The following is a 16,916-nucleotide window of genomic DNA, read 5'->3' as shown; positions in this document are numbered from 1 at the left end:
CTACGGGTGACGGGGACGGGACTCTGACCGCCTAGTCTCTCATGTCCCGCCGCCGACCCGACCCGGACGCCGGGCCCGCGCGTCCACTAGATTCACGCCCATGGCCTTCGACCTGCATCGCGCCCTGTCCCTCGGCCGCCGGACGGCACGCCTGATCGGCGCCCTCCGCGACGACGCCCGGCCGCGTCGAGCCGCCTCTGAGGCCGGTCGACGGGCCGGCGAACGGAGCGGCCCGTCGCCCTTCCCGGGCCCGCCCGGGCCTCCCGGGCCCGCGTGGGACCCCACGGAGCCCACCGACTCGTGGCCGATGCCCGGGCCCGGGCAGGAGCGCCGGCCCCGGCGACAGGACACCGACCGCCACGTGTCCCTGCCGGACTTCACCGGGACCGTCCGCGTCGAATACGCGCCCGCGCCCGGGCCGACGGCCGGGCCGGGCGAGGTCGTGTGGACCTGGGTGCCGTACGAGGAGATGGACGGCCGGGGCAAGGACCGCCCCGTGCTCCTGATCGGCCGGGACGGGGCGCTCCTGCTCGGGCTCATGCTGACCAGCCGGGACCGGAACAACGCGCTGACCCGCGACGAGGACTACGTGGACGTGGGCGCAGGCGCCTGGGACCGGTCCGGCCGCGCCTCGGAGGTGAAGCTGGACCGGGTGGTCCGCGTGGATCCGGCCGCGGTGCGCCGGGAGGGCGGCGTCCTGGACCGGGCGGCCTTCGACCGGGTCACGGCCGCGCTGGCCCGCGCCCGGAGGCGGGGGCGCTGAGTCGGCCGCGCGGATCGCGGGGTCTGGGTGGTAGGATCGTCCGCATTGTGTCCGCCGGTCGACGGGCACCCCCGGAACGGGTCATCATCGGTGTTCCCCACGCCGCTCAGTCCACGGATCCGGGCACCCTCCACGACCCCCTGTTCATGCGGCGCCCGGACCCTCGTCCGCGCCGCCGACGACGAAGGACCCGATTTGGCTAACATCAAGTCCCAGAAGAAGCGCATCCTCACCAACGAGAAGGCGCGCCAGCGCAACGTCGCGGTGAAGTCCGAGCTGAAGACCGCCATCCGCGCCGTGGACAAGGCCGTCGCCGCCGGCGAGGCCGAGGCCGCCGCCGCCGCGCTGCGCACCGCCTCCCGCAAGCTGGACAAGGCCGCTTCGAAGGGCGTCATCCACAAGAACCAGGCCGCGAACCGCAAGTCCGGCATCGCCGCCCGCGTGAAGGCCCTCCTCGGCTGATCCACGCCCCCCGGCTGTGACCGCGGCCCCCGCCCCGAGCGATCGGTGCGGGGGCCGCGTCGTGTCCGGGCTGCCCCCGTCGCGTGCCGTCCGGCGGCGCCGTCAGCGGCTGACGGCGGTGGCCACGCGGATGACCGCGCGCTCGACGGCGAACTCCGGGTTGCGGGAGGCGCCCTTGGCCTCGGCGTCGGCCTGGGCGATCCACTCCACGGCCTGCGCGATGCCGGCCGCCGTCCAGTGCCGCGCCGCCTGCTGGATGTAGCGCACCTGGAACGGGGCCACTCCGAGCAGGGACGGCAGCTCGGCGGCGGGCCGGCGGGCGTCGATCATCCGTGCCACCTGCCGCGCCTTGAGCGCGAGCGCCGCGGTGATCATCACCGGGTGCACGCCGGTGGCCATCGCGTGCCGCACGAGGGACACGGCCCTCGCCGCCTGCCCCTCGAGCGCCGCGTCGGCCACCGCGAAGCTCGTGGCCTCCACGCGGCCGCTGTAGTAGGTGTCCACGGTCTCGACGGTGACGACGCCCTCGGTGTCGTCGACGAGCTGGGCACACGCGGCCGCGAGCTCCGTGAGCGAGGCGCCGGTGGCGCGGATGAGCGCGCGGGCCGCCTCCTCGTCGATGCGTCGACGCCGGTCGCGGAACTCGGCCTGCACGAAGGCCAGCCGCTCCTCGTCCTTCTTCAGCGGCACGCATTCGACCACCGTGCCGTCCTTCGCGACGGCATCCAGCAGCTTCTTGCCGCGGGTGCCGCCGGTGTGACGCAGCACGAGCGTGACGTCGTCCGCGCCGGGGCCCTGCTGGACGAGGCGCAGGGCGTCCTCGAGGAACGCATCGTTCATGGCCTCGAGGCCCTCGACCGTGATGAGGGTGGGCTCGGCGAAGAGGGACGGGCTGGCCGCGGTGGCCAGCTGGCCGGGCTGGTACTCCCCCGCGCGGAGCCGGTGGATCTCCAGCTGACCGTGACGCTCGCGCAGAGCCTGGGTCACGCGGTCCGTCACCCACCGGGCGGCATGGTCCTCGGGTCCCTTGAGGAGCATGAGCGGGGCGGGCTCGGCTCGCCGCCAGGCCAGCGGGTCGGTGCGGCCGGCTCGGCCGGAACGGGGGCTGCGGGCGGCGGACATGCGTCCCATCCTAGGGTCCGGTGCGGACGCTCGAGGGCGGGCGGACGGTGTGAGCCGTGATCTCGGGCGCGCCGTCGGGGTTGGGGCCGTCCGCGGCCGTGAGGGCCAGCGTGCCGTGCAGGTCCGTGCGGGCCACCGGCCCGAGGCGGCCGAGCGCGTCCACCGTGGCCCGGTGAGGGTGGCCGTACGGGTTGTCGGCGCCCACGGAGACCACGTGCAGGCGGGCGCCGGCCGCGCGCGGCACGGCCGTCCCACCGTTGCGGGCCCCGTGGTGGGCGACCTTGAGCACGTCCACGCGCGGCGGTGCGGCGGCATCGGACCGGCGCCCCGCGACCCACGCCGCGGAGGCGTCCTCCTCCATGTCGCCGGTGACCAGCGTCGTGACCGGACCGGCCCCGCTCTCGACGGTGACCAGCACCTGCGCGGAGGCGTCGTTCTCCTCGGGGGCCCGCGCGTCGGCGAGCAGCACATGCCACCGCACCGGCCCGGCCGTGCCCGTCGCGCCGGTGCGGAGCCGTGCCGCGTCGGCGGGCGGGTCGACGCCCTCCGCCTCCCCGCCGCGCCCTCCCCTGCCCTGCCCCGGTGCGTCCCGGGTCGCGTAGTGCACCGCCCCGGGGGAGGCGCGGTCGACCACGCCGGCCAGCCCCCCGGCGTGGTCGGCGTGCAGGTGGGTGAGCAGCACGGCGTCCACCCGGTCGACGTCGAGGTCGTCGAGGCAGCGACGAGCGAGCCCCGGCTCGGGCCCGACGTCGACGACGACCCCCGCGCGCGGGCCGGACCGGAACACGGCCATGTCCCCCTGGCCGACGTCGCAGAACGCCACCGCCCAGTCCGGCGGGGCCGCGCCCGAGGCCCGCGGCACGAGGACCGCCCCGACCGCACCCGTGGTGGCCGCGGCCAGCGCGGCGGCGAGCACGACCAGGGCGGGGAGGCGCTCGCGGGTCCGCGGCGCGCTGCGGCCGACACGCCGCACCGGGGCGGCCCGGCGGCGTTCGAGCAGGAGCACGGCGGCGAATCCGAGGAGCGTCGCGGCAACCAGCAGGACGCCCAGCCCGGCGCCGAGGGCTCCGGCCGGCCACGGACGCAGCGCCCCGGGCAGGGAGGCGCTGGTGTGGGCGACCCACCCGATCCAGGCCGCGGGCCACTGGATCACGGCGACGAGGGCGGCGGCGATCCCCGGCGCGGGCAGGGCGAGGGCCGCGGCGAGGGTGCCCAGGACGGTCACGGGCGGCACGGCCGGGGCGGCCAGCAGATTGGCCGGCACCGCGTAGGCCGACACCTCACCGGTCATGGCCAGGATGATCGGCTGGCAGGCCAGGTGGGCGGCCACGGTCACCGCGAGCGACGCCGAGAGCCACCGCGCCACGACGTCGGGCAGCACCCGGCCGAGCCCGGCGTGCAGCGCACGGTCGAGGGGCGCGCCGCCCAGGACGATGCCCGCGGTCGCGGCCAGGGAGAGGTGGAAGGCCGGTTCCACGGCGAGGGCCGGCACCGCGACGAGCAGGGCCGTGCCGCCCACCGTCAGGAGTCCGAACGCCTGCCGCGCGCGGCCGAAGAACACCGCGAGGGCGCCGAGGGCGCCCATCACGGCCGCCCGGAGCACGGACGGCTCCGGCCCCACCACGACCACGAACACCCCGAGGACCGCCAGCCCGGCGCTGAGGACCACCGCCCGGTGCACCCGCGCGCAGCGCAGGGTGATCGCGACCGCGCCGAGGATCATGGCCACGTTGGCCCCGGACACGGCAGACAGGTGCGACAGGCCCGAGGCCTTCATGGCGTCGTCGAGGGCGGCCCCCTGGGCGGAGCGGTCGCCCAGCACCAGCCCCGGGATGAGCTCCGGCGCCGCGCCGACCGTGCGCTCCGCGGACTGACGGAATGCGGCGCGCAGCGCCTCCCGCCGAGGCGGGCCCGGGCCGCCGTCGGTGGCCCCGCCCGCCGTCTCCACCCCGCCGGGGCAGGGTCCCGGCTGCGGGGCGGCCGCGGCGGCCAGGAACACGGTGGAGCCGGACCTCGACGGCCGGGCCACGACGCACACCCGCGATCCCGGCCCGCCGCCGGGGGCCGCCGTTCCGTCCGACGGCGCGGCGATCGTCGCGGGCGGTGCGCCCCCGCCCGTGAGTCGGGCCGTCACGGCCGCCTCGGGGGCCCGCGGCGGATGACCGAACGTCTCGACCCGCACGGGCACGCTCCAGCGCGGGCCGAAGGTCGCCTCGCTCCGGGTGGCGGGCCCGTCCAGGGTCAGCTCGAGCCGCAGCGGTGAGCCGGCGTGCACCGCGCCGGTCCAACCGCTGGCGCTGGCCGCGGCGGCGGGCCCGGCCGAGTGCTGCAGCATCAGGGCCGCGGCTACGCCGGCCAGCGCCGTCGCGGTGGCCACGCCCCGTATCCGACCGGTCGAGCGGGCGGCCCCCAGGACGGCGGCCGCGGCGACGGCCAACCCGGTGAGGGCCGCCGCCGAGCGGGCCGGGGCGTCCCAGGCGACGCCGAGGATCCCGAGGGTCAGGCAGGCGAGCAGGGCGGGCACCCACCGGGCCTCGAGCGGGCCGGGCACCTCGCGGTGGCGGGCGCGGCGGTCCATGGGATCGCTGGACGGACCCGGGGCCGGGCTCACCACGAGACGTGGTCACGCAGCCGGTCGAGCGTGGCCGGGCCGATGCCGGGCACCGCGTCCAGGTCCGGCAGGCCGGTGAACGGGCCGACCGTCTCGCGGTGGGCGATGATCTTCTCCGCCGTGGCGGGGCCGACGCCGGGCAGGGTCTGCAGCTCCGTGGCGTCGGCGGTGTTCAGGTCCACGGTGTCGCCGGACTCGGCGCCGCCCGGCTCGCCTCCGGCACCGGCCCTGCCCGTGGTCGGCGTGGGCTGCGCCTGCGCGGCCCCGGCCACCCGGTCCAGGGCGTCCTGCGGCGTGTGGGCGGAGGGGACGAGGACCTGTTGGCCGTCGTCCAGCGGGGCCGCGAGGTTGATGCGCTCCGCCCGGGCGTGCCGGGTCGTGCCGCCGGCGGCGCGCACGGCGTCGGCCACCCGGGAGCCCGGCGCGAGGCTGACCACACCCGGCCGGGCGACCTCGCCCACCACGTGCACCCGCAGCGGGGTGGACCCGGCGGGGCCGGACGCCTCCCCCGACGGCCCCGCCTCCGGCGTCCGCGCGTCGGTGCCCGCCGCCGACGGGGCGGTGGAGGGAGCGTCGGTCTGCGGGATGCCCGCACCGGCCGCGGCCGCCGGGATCGCCGAAGGCGGCGCCGGGGTGGTCAACCAGGCCACCGCCCACCAGGCCGCGGCGGCGACGAGCAGCACCGTGACCGCCAGCAGGGCCGGCCGCCACCGCAGCACCGGGCCCCGGGGCGGGGTGCGCTCCCACCGGGACGCGGCGTGCGGGCTGGCCGTGTCGACGTCGGGGACGGCCGAGGGCGCGGGGTCCGGGGCGAAGGCGGGCGGATCGTCGCAGAGGCGGTGGCTGGGGCTCATGCGGGCAGTCTGCGTCCCCGCGTCTGAGCCGGGCGCGTCCCGCACCCGGCTTGGGGATCACCATCGCGCTCCAGGGCGGTGTGCAGGAACGGACGCGCCCGTCTCCTCAGCGCTCCCGCACGGGCGGCCTCAGTCCCCCGAGCCCCCCGTGGGCGATTCCAGCGGGCAGATCACCACACCCAGGGCGCCCAGGCCCAGGTGCGCGGCGAGCACGGCGGGCAGCTCGACGACGGGCACGGGGGTGGTGGAGATCGGCTGGAGCCGCTCCGCGAGCTGCACGGCCGTCTCGGGGTCGCCGTACGCGTGCACGGCGATCCGCACCGGGTCCCCGCCGGCCCGCTCGGTCGCGAGCTCCACGAGCCGGTCGACGGCCCGGGCCGCGGAGCGCGGGCGGTCGACCAGGCCGATCGCGCCGTCGTCGACGGCCATGACGGGGCGCACCTGCAGCAGCGTGCCCAGCAGCGAGGCCAGCCCGCTGATCCGCCCGCCCCGGCGCAGCTGCTCGAGGCTGGGCACCGTGAACAGCACGTGGCTGGAGTCCACGGTGGCCTCGAGCCGCTCGCGGATGCGGGCCACGGGCATGCCCACCCCCGCGTCCACGGCGGCGTCCACCACGGCCATGCCCAGCGCGAAGCCCACGGTGCGCGAGTCCACCACGGTCACCGGGCGCTCGGCGTCCGCGGCGGCCAGGCGTGCGGCCTCCACGGTGCCGGAGAGCTCGCCGGACAGGTGGACGGAGAGGATGCGTGCGTAGCCGGCGCGGGCCAGCTCGGCGTAGGCCGTCCGGAACGCGCCCGGCGAGGGCCGTGAGGTGCGCACCGGGGTGCCGGCGGCCAGGGCCAGCGGCAGCTCCAGCGCGAGCTCGTCCGTGCCCTCCGTGTGGATCTGCTCGCCCACCATGACGGGCAGCGCCACCTGGCGGATCCCGGCGGCCAGACCGTGTCCGAGGACGGCGCCGGGCAGGGCCGCGGCCGAGTCCGTGACGACGGCCGTGCGGTCCCGGCGGGGCGGGCGCAGCCCGTAGCGTGCCCGCCCGGCCAGCTGGGAGCGGCGGGAGCGCAGGCGGGCGAGCGCGTCGTCGCGCCACTGCTCGATGCTCGCCACGGCCTGCCTCCTCTCCCCCGGCCCGGTCGGGGCCGGTCTCACGCGGTCAGCGGATCACCAGGTTCACGAGCTTGGGCTCGCGCACGATCACCTTGACGATCTCGGCGTCCCCGATGAAGTTCCGCACCTTCTGCGACGCGCGGGCGCGCGCCTCGAGGTCCTCGGCGGTGATGTCCGCGGGCACCTCGAGGGTGTCGCGGACCTTGCCCTTGACCTGGACGACGGCCGTGACGGTGTCCTCGACCAGCAGCGCCTCGTCCACCGCGGGCCAGCCGGCGCGGACCACGGAGGGCTCGTGGCCCAGGAGGACCCACATGTCCTCGGCCGTGTACGGCGCCACGAGGGAGATCAGCACGGCCACGGCCTCGGCGGCCTCGCGGACGGCGGGGTCGGCCGCGCCGGCGCCCGCGTCGATCTCCTTGCGGGCCGCGTTGACCAGCTCCATCGTCTTGGCGACGACCACGTTGAACTTGCCGTCGTCCAGCAGCTGCTGGGCCTCGTGCACGGTCCGGTGCGTCACCCGGCGCAGGGTCACGGCCCCGTCCGCCGGGTCCGTGCCGGCCGGGGCGCCCGTCGCGCGGACGTCGCGGGCCAGGCGCCACGCGCGGGCCAGGAACTTGCCGGCGGCCCCCGGGGCGACGTCGGCCCAGTCCACGTCGTCCTCGGGCGGCGAGGCGAACACCATGGTCAGGCGCACGGCGTCGACGCCGAACTCGTCCAGCTGGTCGCCCAGGTCCACGCCGTTGCCCAGCGACTTGGACATGGCCTTGCCGCCGTTGAGCACCTGGCCCTGGTTGAGCAGGGCGCGGAACGGCTCGGTGAAGGGCACCAGGCCGAGGTCGTGCAGGGCCTTGGTGAAGAAGCGGGCATACAGCAGGTGCAGGATCGCGTGCTCCACGCCGCCCACGTACTGGTCCACGGGCAGCCAGCGGCGCAGGGCCTCGGGGTCGAAGACGCGGGCGTCGTCGTTCGGGGACGCGTAGCGGAGCATGTACCAGGACGAGTCCACGAACGTGTCCATGGTGTCGGTGTCCCGTCGCGCGGGGCCGCCGCACTGCGGGCAGTCCACCTCGACCCACGACGTCGCCGCGGCCAGGGGCGACTGGCCCTTGGGGGCGAGCTGCTCGCCCTTGAGGTCGGTCGGCAGGGTGACCGGCAGCTGGTCCTCCGGCACGAGCACCTCGCCGCAGTCCGGGCAGTGGACCACGGGGATCGGGGTGCCCCAGAAGCGCTGACGGGAGAGCAGCCAGTCGCGCAGCCGGTACGTGGTGGTGCCCCGGCCGGTGCCGCGCTCCTGCACGATCTCGATGGCCCGCGCGATGGCCGCGGTCTTGTCCAGGCCGTCGAGCTCCCCGGAGTTCACCAGGATGCCCTCGCCGGTCGTCGCGACGCCGGAGACCGCCGGGTCCTCCTCGCCGGTGTCCAGCACGGTGCGCACGGGCAGGCCCATGGCGCGGGCGAAGTCGAGGTCGCGCTGGTCGTGGGCCGGCACGGCCATGATGGCGCCCGTGCCGTAGTCGGCCAGCACGTAGTCCGAGGCCCAGATCGGCAGACGCTCACCGGTCAGCGGGTTCACGGCGTGGCGGCCCAGGAACACGCCGCTCTTCGGGCGGTCCGTGGCCTGGCGGTCGATGTCCGAGACCTTCTTCAGGTCCTCCCGGTACGCCTCGAGTTCGGCCCGCACGTCATCGCCGGCGAGCTCGGCGGCCAGCGGGGCGTCGGCGGCGACCACCATGAAGGTCGCGCCGTGCAGCGTGTCCGGCCGGGTGGTGAAGACCGTGACGACGGGGCCGTCCTCGACCTGGAAGTCGACGTGGGCGCCCTCGGAGCGGCCGATCCAGTTGCGCTGCATGGCGAGCACGCGCTCGGGCCAGTGGCCGGTGAGCTGGTCCATGTCGTCCAGCAGCGCGTCCGCGTACTCGGTGATGCGGAAGTACCACTGGTTCAGGGTCCGCTTGGTGACCTCGGTGCCGCAGCGCTCGCAGCGGCCGTCCACGACCTGCTCGTTGGCGAGCACCGTCTGGTCCTGGGGGCACCAGTTGACCGGGGAGTCCTTCCGGTACGCCAGGCCCCTGCGGTACAGCTGCTGGAACAGCCACTGGGTCCACCGGTAGTACTCGGGGTCCGAGGTGTGCAGCTCACGGGACCAGTCCACGGCGATGCCGTACCGCTGGAAGGAGCGCTTCTGCGTCTCGATGTTCGCGTAGGTCCACTCGGCCGGGTGGGCGTCGCGCTTGATGGCGGCGTTCTCGGCCGGCAGGCCGAAGGAGTCCCAGCCGATGGGATGCAGCACGTCGAAGCCGCGCTGCATCCAGTGGCGCGCGACGACGTCGCCCATCGCGAACGCCTCGGCGTGCCCCATGTGCAGGTCGCCCGACGGGTACGGGAACATGTCGACCACGGTGCGGGTCTCGGAGCCGTCCTCGCGCGGGGCGAACGTCCCGGCCTGCTCCCAGTACCCGGCCCAGCGGGCCTCCACGTCACGGAACGAGTACTCCGCGTCGGCGGGGATGCTGGGGGTGGCCGGCACGGCGCTGTCGGGGGTCTGGCTCACGGCGGTTCGAGTCCTCACGCAGTCGGGATGGAGCGCCGGCCCTCGGGCGGCGCGGACGGGGCCGGCGGCACGGCCGGCCACCCCATCCTACGGCGACGGCGCCCCGGCCCGGCCGCAGGGCCGCTCCGAGACGCCGTGCCCGGCCGGGCAGGCGCGTTCAGGCGGAGTGGCTGCCGCCTGCCGGACGCTCGGGCCCGGCGTCGGGACCGGGATGCACCTCGTCGGGGGTGACCGCGTCGTCCTCCTCCAGCACCTGGGCGACCTCGTCCTCGAGGGCCTCCGTCACCGCGCCTGGGGCCGCCACGGAGTCCCCGACCGCCTCCTGCAGCTGCACGGCGTGCTGGGCCGTGAAGGTCTTCTCCGGATGCTCACGCAGGCGGAGCAGCGCGAGCAGGCGCAGACGCAGCCCCGACTCGGCGGAGATCTGCCGGCGGTGGGTGAGCCACCAGACGAGGAGCACGAGCGCGAGCACGATCCCCAGGTGGCCCAGCGCCGGGTAGACGACGTTCATCAGGTCGCCGAAGCCGACGAAGCTCACCGCGAAGGCCAGCAGCGTGACGCCGGCGAACACGGGCCGGTAGCGGCCCGGGCGGTCGGCCGTGAGGCGGCGTCCCAGCGCGTAGAACATGCCGATCGCGGTGTTGAAGATCATCAGGTAGATCACCACGACCATCGCCCAGCCCAGCCAGGGCGCGATCGAGGCGAACAGCCGCAGCATGGGGACGTCGGCGCGGCCGATCTCGGCGTAGCCGAGGTAGAGCAGCGTGGAGGCCATCAGGAGCAGGGCGGTGTACATCAGGCCACCGGTGAGGCCGCCGAGGAACGCCTCCCGGGGGTGGGTGATGGACCCGCCGATCACGAGGCACATGGACACGGCCATCACGACGACGAGGCCGAAGTAGTTGACCGAGGACAGCCACCACGGGTCCACCGGCGTGGTGGCCTGGACGGCGAGGGACTCGTGGGCGGTGAAGCCGCCGTCGCGGGTGACCAGGACGTGGACGAACCCGGCCACGACCGCGACGACCACCAGGGGCGTGATCAGGGAGATGATCGCGGAGACCTTCTCCACGTCCAGCATGCCCGTCACGAGCACGAGCAGGGTCATCAGGGTGGAGCCCGCCCACGTCGGCCAGCCGAACTGCTGGGCGAGCGTCGAGCCTGCCCCGGCGAGCATGACGACGCCGATCGCGAAGAGCGTCACCGTCACCACGACGTCCAGGATCCGGGCCATCACGGGGTGCGAGACGCTGCGGAAGACGACCTTGTGGTCGGCCGCGAGGAACACGCTGCCCAGCTGGAGGATGACGGCGCCGCCGGCGGTGACGAGCAGGCCGGCCAGTCCCGCGCCCACGATGCCGATCCAGCCGAAGCCGACGAAGTACTGGATGACTTCGGCGCCGGTGGCGAAGCCGGCGCCGACGAGCAGACCGACGAAGGCGAGGGCGATCTTCAGGGATCTGAGGGCGACGGGGTGCTGCACGCATGGACCTTTCGTGGGGGACGGGGTGCGCCCGTCCGGGCCCCGGGACCGAGGACGGGCCGGAGTACGGTAGGCACGCGCGCGCCATCGTGGCCAGGACCAGGCGTCGCCGGGTTCCGGGCAGCGTGGCCTCAGGCCCGCCCCAGGGCCGCCCTCCCGTTGGTACGCCGCGGTCGCGATCAGGCCGAGCATCTCGGCGGACCCCGTCCCCGCGTCCAGCGGAGACGAGGCGCCACGGCGTCGGCGGTCGAAGGCCTGGCTAGGTGTTGTGGGTCATGAGGTTCTTGCCACGAGGCGCCGGCTGAGATGAGACGAGTGGGCCTCTCCCGCAGGATGGAAGTTCCTCAACAACCCACCTGCCAGAAGAGACCCACTCATGACTCACGCTAACGCACCCCTGACCCCCACCGGCCGACTCAGGATGGTCCACCGCCACCTGCACGACGGGATCCCGCAGGCACACGTGGCCGCCGAGTTCCGGGTGAGCCGGCCCACGGTGGCCACCTGGGTCGCCCGCTACCGCGCCCAGGGAGAAGCCGGCCTTCAGGACCTGCCCAGCCGGCCGCACCGTTCACCTGCCCAGCTCGATCCGGTCCTGGTCGCCCAGATCCACGCCCTGCGGCGGGAGCGCAAGTGGTCCGCACGGCGCATCCATCACCACCTCGTCTCCGAGGGCCACCGGGTGTGTCTTCGTACCGTGGGACGGTGGCTGCACCGACTCGGGATCTCCCGCCTACGGGACCTGACCCCGGCCGGAGAAGACCTGCGCCAACGACCCCAGAAGATCACCGCCCGCGGCCCGGGGCACATGGTGCACCTGGATGTGAAGAAGATCGGGAAGATCCCAGACGGGGGCGGCTGGCGTGCTCACGGACGTGACAGTGAAGCAGGCCGTGCTTCCAAGCGTGGTGCAGGCCGGCGGGTCGGCTACACCTACCTGCACTCGGCGATCGACGGGTACACCCGCCTGGCGTACACCGAGGCGTTGGAGGACGAGAAGGCGGTGACCACGATCGGGTTCTTCTGCCGGGCCCGCGCGTTCTTCGCCGCCCACGGCATCACCGTGGACCGGGTGGTCACGGACAACGGGAACAACTACCGGGCCGTGGACTTCACCGCCAAGGTGGTCTCGCTCGGGGGCCGGCACCACCGGATCCGCCCCTACACCCCGCGCCATAACGGGAAGGTCGAACGGTACAACCGGCTGATGGTCGATGAGGTCCTCTACGCCCGCCCCTACACCTCAGAGCAAGCTCGGCGTGAGGCCCTGGCGGTGTGGGTGAACCACTACAACTACCATCGGCCTCATACCTCCTGCGGAGACGCTCCTCCGGCCTCGTTGGCACCGGCCCGAGTCAACAACGTCATGCCCTCCTACAGCTAGGGTGGGGACGTGCCTGTCCCGACGCCGTCCGCCGCCCCGGGCCCGCCCGTCCGCCTGCGCGATCTGCTGCGCCCGCCCGCGGCGCCCGCCGATCCCCGCGTGCTCACGGGCCACCCGGCCCGGACGCCCCGCCGGCACACCCTGGCCGTCCCGGACCCCGTCAGCGGGATCCGGTCGTCCGTGGCCGTGTGGGAGTACACCCCCGTTCCGGTGGCCGCGCCGGGATCGCCCGGCGCACCCGAGGGGGACGCGGCCGCTGCCCCGCTCGTGTTCGTGCACGGCTTCCGCGGGGACCACCACGGCCTCGCCCTGCTGGCCGACGCGCTCCCGGAGCATCCGATCCACTCGATCGAGCTGCCCGGCTTCGGGGCTTCGGAGCCCTTCCCCCACGCCGAGCACACCGTGGCCCATCACGCGGACGCGGTGGCCACCGTCGTCGCCGCCCTGGGTCTGCGGGCGACCCCCGTGCTGGTCGCGCACTCCTACGGGACGACGGTGGCGGCCGAGCTGGTCGCGCGGGACCCGTCCCGGTGGGGACGGCTGGTCCTGCTCAACCCCATCGCCGAACCCGCGCTGGAGGCGTCGGCGTCCGTGTCGAGTCGGGTGCTGGCGGCCGTCGCCGAGGGGTACTACGAGGTCGCCGCCCGCCTGCCCGAGCGCCCGGCGCGGCTGCTGCTGGGCGCGCCGCCGGTCGTGTGGGTGACCACGCTCGCCATGACCCACACCAGGGACAGGGATGTCCTCGCGTACACCCATGACCAGCACCGGCGCCACTTCTCGGACTTCGCCTCCGCACGCATGCTCTCCGAGGCGTACCGCGCCTCGAGCACGGGCTCCGTGGCCGACGTCGCCGCCCGCCTCAGCCTGCCGGTGCTGCTGGTCGCGGGGCGGGAGGATCCGCTGGGCTCGGTGCCGGCACAGGAGGCGCTCGCCGCGGCGATCGACGACGCGGGCGGCACGGCGGAGCTGCACGTCCTCGACGGCGTCGGGCATCTGCTGCACTACGAGCGGCCGGCCGCCTGTGCGGCGTTGATCCGCGACTGGCTCCGCCGCGCCGGCCGCTGACACCGTCATCGCCCCGGCGTCGCCGCGCTCCGGCCCCTCGGGCTGCGGGTCGGTCCGGCCGCCCCCTCAGAGCACCCCGGCCGGGTCGAGCCGCACCCGCACCGGGGCGGTCTCCCGCCGAGCGCTCGCTGCGGACCGGGCGGCGCGCAGGGCGCCGACGGTGGCCTCGGCCGCCGCGTAGGGGAAGATCAGCAGGGCGCGGGAGCGGGTCTCGTCGGCGGGGTCCGGCACCGGCCCAATCCAGGGCAGCCGCGCCGGGCCGCCATCGAGCGGGGCCGAGTGCGGATCCTCGTGGACGTCCTCGTCCGGCCGTTCCCGGCGGGCGGCCTCCACGAGCTCGAGGTACTCCGCGACGGCGGCGGCCTCCCCCGTGACCTCTGCGAGGCGGCCGGCGGGAGGCAGGTGCAGCTCGCGCCGCTCGGCGACCTGGCGCGCGGCGAAGCCGTCGGGGTCCCGTCGGACGAGCGCGTTCACCGCCTCCCCCGCGTCCGCGGTGACCACCACGACGCCCCCGTCGGAGGCGGGGCGGACCAGGCAGGCGGCCGCGAGCCAGCGGGCGAGCACGCGGCCCGGCACGTCGAGGCCCTCGCGCTGGAGCTGGCTGTCCCCGTCGAGCAGCAGGGCGGCCGCGTAGCCGTCGGGCGTCGCCGGCTCGGCCCCCACGGTCGCCACCACCAGGGAGGGCCCGGGCGGCACCGAGCCGAGCATGTGCTGCGCCGAGGAGGCGTGCACGGGCACGCGCGGGAACGCCCGGCCCAGCTCCTCGGCCGTGCGGTCCACGCCGCGGGCGCCGGCCCGCAGCGTCGTGCCGCCGCACTCGGTGCACCGGAAGCCGCGCTCCCGGGTGCCGCACCACCGGCAGGCCACCTCCCCGTGCCGGGCGGCCCGCGCGTCGCGGAAGCCCAGCGGCCCCGCGCAGACGCGGCAGCGGGCGGGCGTGCGGCACCGTTCGCACACGAGGGCGGGGATGAAGCCGGCCCGGGCCACCTGCACGAGCACCGGGCCCGGCCGTGGCCCGAGCAGCGCGGCGCGGGCGGCGGCCCAGGCGGCCTGCGGCAGCCGCGCCCGCTGCGCGAACGGGTCGCGCGCCGTCTCCCAGGCGTCGGCGGTGGAGACGACCCGTGGCCCGAGCTCGCGCTGGGTCGCGCGGGAGGGGCCCAGGTGCAGCAGCCAGCCCGACTCGACGAGCCGTTGCACCGGGACGGACCGGGAGGGCCCGGCGAAGAGCAGCGCCGCGCCGGTCGCGCGGGCCCGCTCCAACACGACCTCTCGGGCGTGGAAGTAGGGCGCGCGGGGTTCTGCCCACGCGTCGTCGCCGTCGTCCCAGAGCACCACCAGCCTCAGGTCGCGCACGGGCGACCACACGGCGGCCCGGGTGCCGGCCACGATGCGCCGGGTGCCGCGCAGCGCGGCCAGGTGGGCGCGGTACCGGGGCGTGTTGCCGTCCTCAGAGCCGATCCGCGCGTAGGCGTCCTCCCCCACGTGCTCGTCGAGGGCGGCGCAGAGCCGGTCGAGGTCGCGGTGGTCGGGCACCAGCAGCAGGACGCCGCCGTCCGAGGCGGCCACCGTGCGCGCCAGAGCGGCCAGCGCGCCCGCCTCGTCCCATTCGAACAGGCGCGAGGGCACGACGGCGGCCGCCCGCGCGGCGTCCCCGGCCAGCACGGCGGACACGAACGCGGTGCCCCCCTCGAGGGACTCCCACACCGTGGGCACGAGGCCCTCCTCCGCCGCGGGAGGCTCCGGGCGCTCGGCGTCCGTGCCGGTCAGCGTCACAGGGTGGTCCGCGGCGGTTTCCGCGTCCTCCGCCAGGGCGGCCTTCTCGACCTGCGCAACGCGCGGGGGCACCGCGGCCCGCAGCACGTCCGTGACGACGCCGGCCTGGCGGCGGGCCACCGCGCGAGCCGTCGCCAGGACCTCCTCCGTCAGCGGCGGGATGGCGGTGAGCACGCCGGTGAGCTCGGTGAGCTGGGCGCCGGTGGCCGGCTCCTGCTCCCGCGAGACGAGCCAGCCCGTCATGGCCCGTCCGCCGAAGCGGACGGACACGCGGGAGCCGGGGACCGCCCGGTCGTCCAGGGCCACGGGCACGAGATAGTCGAACTCGCGGTCCAGGTGCGGCACGGGCGAGTCCAGCAGGACGCGGGCGATCGGCCGCTCCGGCCACCCCTCGGCCCGCTCCGGCAGTCGGGGCGCGTCCTCCGGCTCCGGGAGGGCGAACAGCGTGTCCGTGATGCCCGCCTCCGGATCAGAGGCCGGCGGCAGCGCGCAGCTGCTCGACGCGGTCCGTGCGCTCCCACGTGAAGTCGGCGTCGTCCCGGCCGAAGTGGCCGTTCGCGGCGGTCCGTCGGTAGATGGGCCGCAGGAGGTTCAGCTCCTTCACGATGGCGGCCGGACGCAGGTCGAACACCGCGTTCACGGCCTCGATGATCTTCTCCTCCGGCACCGTGGCCGTCCCGAAGGTGTCCACGTACAGGCCCACGGGCCGGGCCGAGCCGATCGCGTAGGCCACCTGGAACTCGGCGCGCGAGGCGAGGCCGGCGGCCACCACGTTCTTCGCGACCCAGCGGAGCATGTAGGCGGCGGAGCGGTCCACCTTGGACGGGTCCTTGCCGGAGAAGGCGCCGCCGCCGTGCCGGGCCATGCCACCGTAGGTGTCCACGATGATCTTGCGACCGGTGAGGCCGGCGTCGCCCACGGGGCCGCCGATGACGAACTTGCCGCCCGGGTTGATGATGATCCGCATGCCGGAGGTGTCGAGGCCGGAGCGCTCGATGACGGGCCGGATCACGTGCTCCTCCACGTCCGCCCGCAGCTGCTCCTGCGTGACCCACTCGTGATGCTGCGTGGAGACCACCACGGCCTCGACCGTGGTGGGCACGTGGCCGGGCGCGTAGCCGATGGTGACCTGCGTCTTGCCGTCCGGCAGCAGGTACGGCATGGGCGTGTTCTCCGCCCGGCGCACCGCGGTGAGCCGCTCGGAGAGCCGGTGCGCGAGGTAGATGGGCATGGGCATGTACGCCGGGGTCTCGTCCGTGGCGTAGCCGAACATGATGCCCTGGTCCCCCGCGCCCTGCTCGTCCACCTCGTCCGCCGAGCCGTACTCGCGGGCCTCGAGGGACCGGGAGACGCCGGCGAAGATGTCCGAGGACTGCTGGCCGATGGAGATGTTCACGCCGCACTGGGCGCCGTCGAAGCCGTTGGCCGAGGAGTCGTAGCCGATGTCCAGAATGGTCTCGCGCACGATCTTGGGGATCTCCACGTACGCCGAGGTGTTCACCTCGCCGGCCACCTGCACCAGGCCGGTGGTGGTCAGGGTCTCCACGGCCACCTTCGCCGACGGGTCGGCGGCGAGGATCGCGTCCAGGATGGCGTCGGAGATCTGGTCGCAGATCTTGTCGGGGTGGCCCGCCGTGACGGACTCGGAGGTGAAGAGGCGGAGCTCTCCGCCGCCCACCCCCGAATACGGGTCGGCGTGGCGGGCGGGGCTCAGCGAGGCGGCATCGGTCATGCCGCACAG

12 protein-coding genes are annotated in these 16,916 nt (G+C 75.5%); 4 read left to right on the top strand and 8 right to left on the bottom strand.

Features of this window, described 5'->3' with window-relative positions:
- Positions 1-100 precede the first annotated feature (100 nt).
- On the top strand, positions 101-763 hold the full coding sequence (locus HDA34_RS00815; protein WP_134377189.1) for a type II toxin-antitoxin system PemK/MazF family toxin: 663 nt from the start codon (positions 101-103) through the stop codon (positions 761-763).
- A gap of 195 nt (positions 764-958) precedes the next feature.
- A complete protein-coding gene (rpsT, locus tag HDA34_RS00810; RefSeq protein WP_002854699.1) occupies positions 959-1,225 on the top strand; it encodes a 30S ribosomal protein S20 in 267 nt (88 codons plus the stop codon).
- 102 nt (positions 1,226-1,327) lie between these two features.
- On the opposite strand, the gene holA is transcribed toward rpsT, so the two are convergent.
- The 6 genes from holA to HDA34_RS00780 all read right to left on the bottom strand — a co-directional run bounded on the left by holA (position 1,328) and on the right by HDA34_RS00780 (position 10,953).
- A complete protein-coding gene (gene holA, locus HDA34_RS00805; RefSeq protein ID WP_134377190.1) occupies positions 1,328-2,347 on the bottom strand; it encodes a DNA polymerase III subunit delta in 1,020 nt (339 codons plus the stop codon).
- 10 nt (positions 2,348-2,357) lie between these two features.
- Positions 2,358-4,925, bottom strand: coding sequence for a ComEC/Rec2 family competence protein (locus HDA34_RS00800; RefSeq protein ID WP_134377191.1), 2,568 nt, complete (start codon positions 4,923-4,925; stop codon positions 2,358-2,360).
- Positions 4,926-4,954: 29 nt separating this feature from the next.
- On the bottom strand, positions 4,955-5,812 hold the full coding sequence (locus tag HDA34_RS00795) for a ComEA family DNA-binding protein (protein ID WP_134377192.1): 858 nt from the start codon (positions 5,810-5,812) through the stop codon (positions 4,955-4,957).
- Positions 5,813-5,941: 129 nt separating this feature from the next.
- Positions 5,942-6,916: a DegV family protein gene (locus tag HDA34_RS00790; RefSeq protein WP_134377193.1), complete on the bottom strand. Its 975-nt coding sequence runs from the start codon at positions 6,914-6,916 to the stop codon at positions 5,942-5,944.
- A 46-nt stretch (positions 6,917-6,962) separates the two neighbouring features.
- Entirely contained in the window at positions 6,963-9,470 is a 2,508-nt protein-coding gene (gene leuS / locus HDA34_RS00785; protein ID WP_134377194.1) for a leucine--tRNA ligase, read from the bottom strand.
- A 157-nt stretch (positions 9,471-9,627) separates the two neighbouring features.
- Positions 9,628-10,953, bottom strand: coding sequence for a YkvI family membrane protein (locus HDA34_RS00780; protein ID WP_044659806.1), 1,326 nt, complete (start codon positions 10,951-10,953; stop codon positions 9,628-9,630).
- A 376-nt stretch (positions 10,954-11,329) separates the two neighbouring features.
- Between HDA34_RS00780 and HDA34_RS00775 the strand changes: the two genes are divergently transcribed.
- On the top strand, positions 11,330-12,337 hold the full coding sequence (locus tag HDA34_RS00775; RefSeq protein ID WP_182496695.1) for an IS481 family transposase: 1,008 nt from the start codon (positions 11,330-11,332) through the stop codon (positions 12,335-12,337).
- Positions 12,338-12,346: 9 nt separating this feature from the next.
- Positions 12,347-13,402, top strand: coding sequence for an alpha/beta fold hydrolase (locus tag HDA34_RS00770; protein WP_044659808.1), 1,056 nt, complete (start codon positions 12,347-12,349; stop codon positions 13,400-13,402).
- Positions 13,403-13,468: 66 nt separating this feature from the next.
- Here the strand turns inward: HDA34_RS00770 and HDA34_RS00765 are convergent, their stop codons facing one another.
- Together HDA34_RS00765 and metK are read right to left on the bottom strand one after the other, a co-directional pair.
- Complete coding sequence (locus HDA34_RS00765; RefSeq protein WP_159401773.1) at positions 13,469-15,532, bottom strand: primosomal protein N' family DNA-binding protein; 2,064 nt, start codon at positions 15,530-15,532, stop codon at positions 13,469-13,471.
- A gap of 112 nt (positions 15,533-15,644) precedes the next feature.
- Positions 15,645-16,907, bottom strand: a complete 1,263-nt coding sequence (metK, locus tag HDA34_RS00760) for a methionine adenosyltransferase (protein WP_010078605.1) — start codon at positions 16,905-16,907, stop codon at positions 15,645-15,647.
- Between the last annotated feature and the right edge of the window lie 9 nt (positions 16,908-16,916).

The sequence above is a fragment of the Micrococcus luteus genome, assembly GCF_014138885.1.
In the GTDB taxonomy this organism is placed as follows: Bacteria; Actinomycetota; Actinomycetes; order Actinomycetales; family Micrococcaceae; genus Micrococcus; species Micrococcus luteus.
Note: the sequence above shows the minus strand (reverse complement) of the source record. Positions and strands in the feature narration are given on the sequence as shown.

Bases quoted from the DNA above. Each gene is read 5' to 3' on its own strand.
- HDA34_RS00815 (WP_134377189.1), top strand. From the start codon at position 101: ATGGCCTTCGACCTGCATCGCGCCCTGTCCCTCGGCCGCCGGACGGCA.
- HDA34_RS00800 (WP_134377191.1), bottom strand. From the start codon at position 4,925: ATGGACCGCCGCGCCCGCCACCGCGAGGTGCCCGGCCCGCTCGAGGCC.
- HDA34_RS00775 (WP_182496695.1), top strand. From the start codon at position 11,330: ATGACTCACGCTAACGCACCCCTGACCCCCACCGGCCGACTCAGGATG.
- metK (WP_010078605.1), bottom strand. From the start codon at position 16,907: ATGACCGATGCCGCCTCGCTGAGCCCCGCCCGCCACGCCGACCCGTAT.
- HDA34_RS00795 (WP_134377192.1), bottom strand. From the start codon at position 5,812: ATGAGCCCCAGCCACCGCCTCTGCGACGATCCGCCCGCCTTCGCCCCG.
- holA (WP_134377190.1), bottom strand. From the start codon at position 2,347: ATGTCCGCCGCCCGCAGCCCCCGTTCCGGCCGAGCCGGCCGCACCGAC.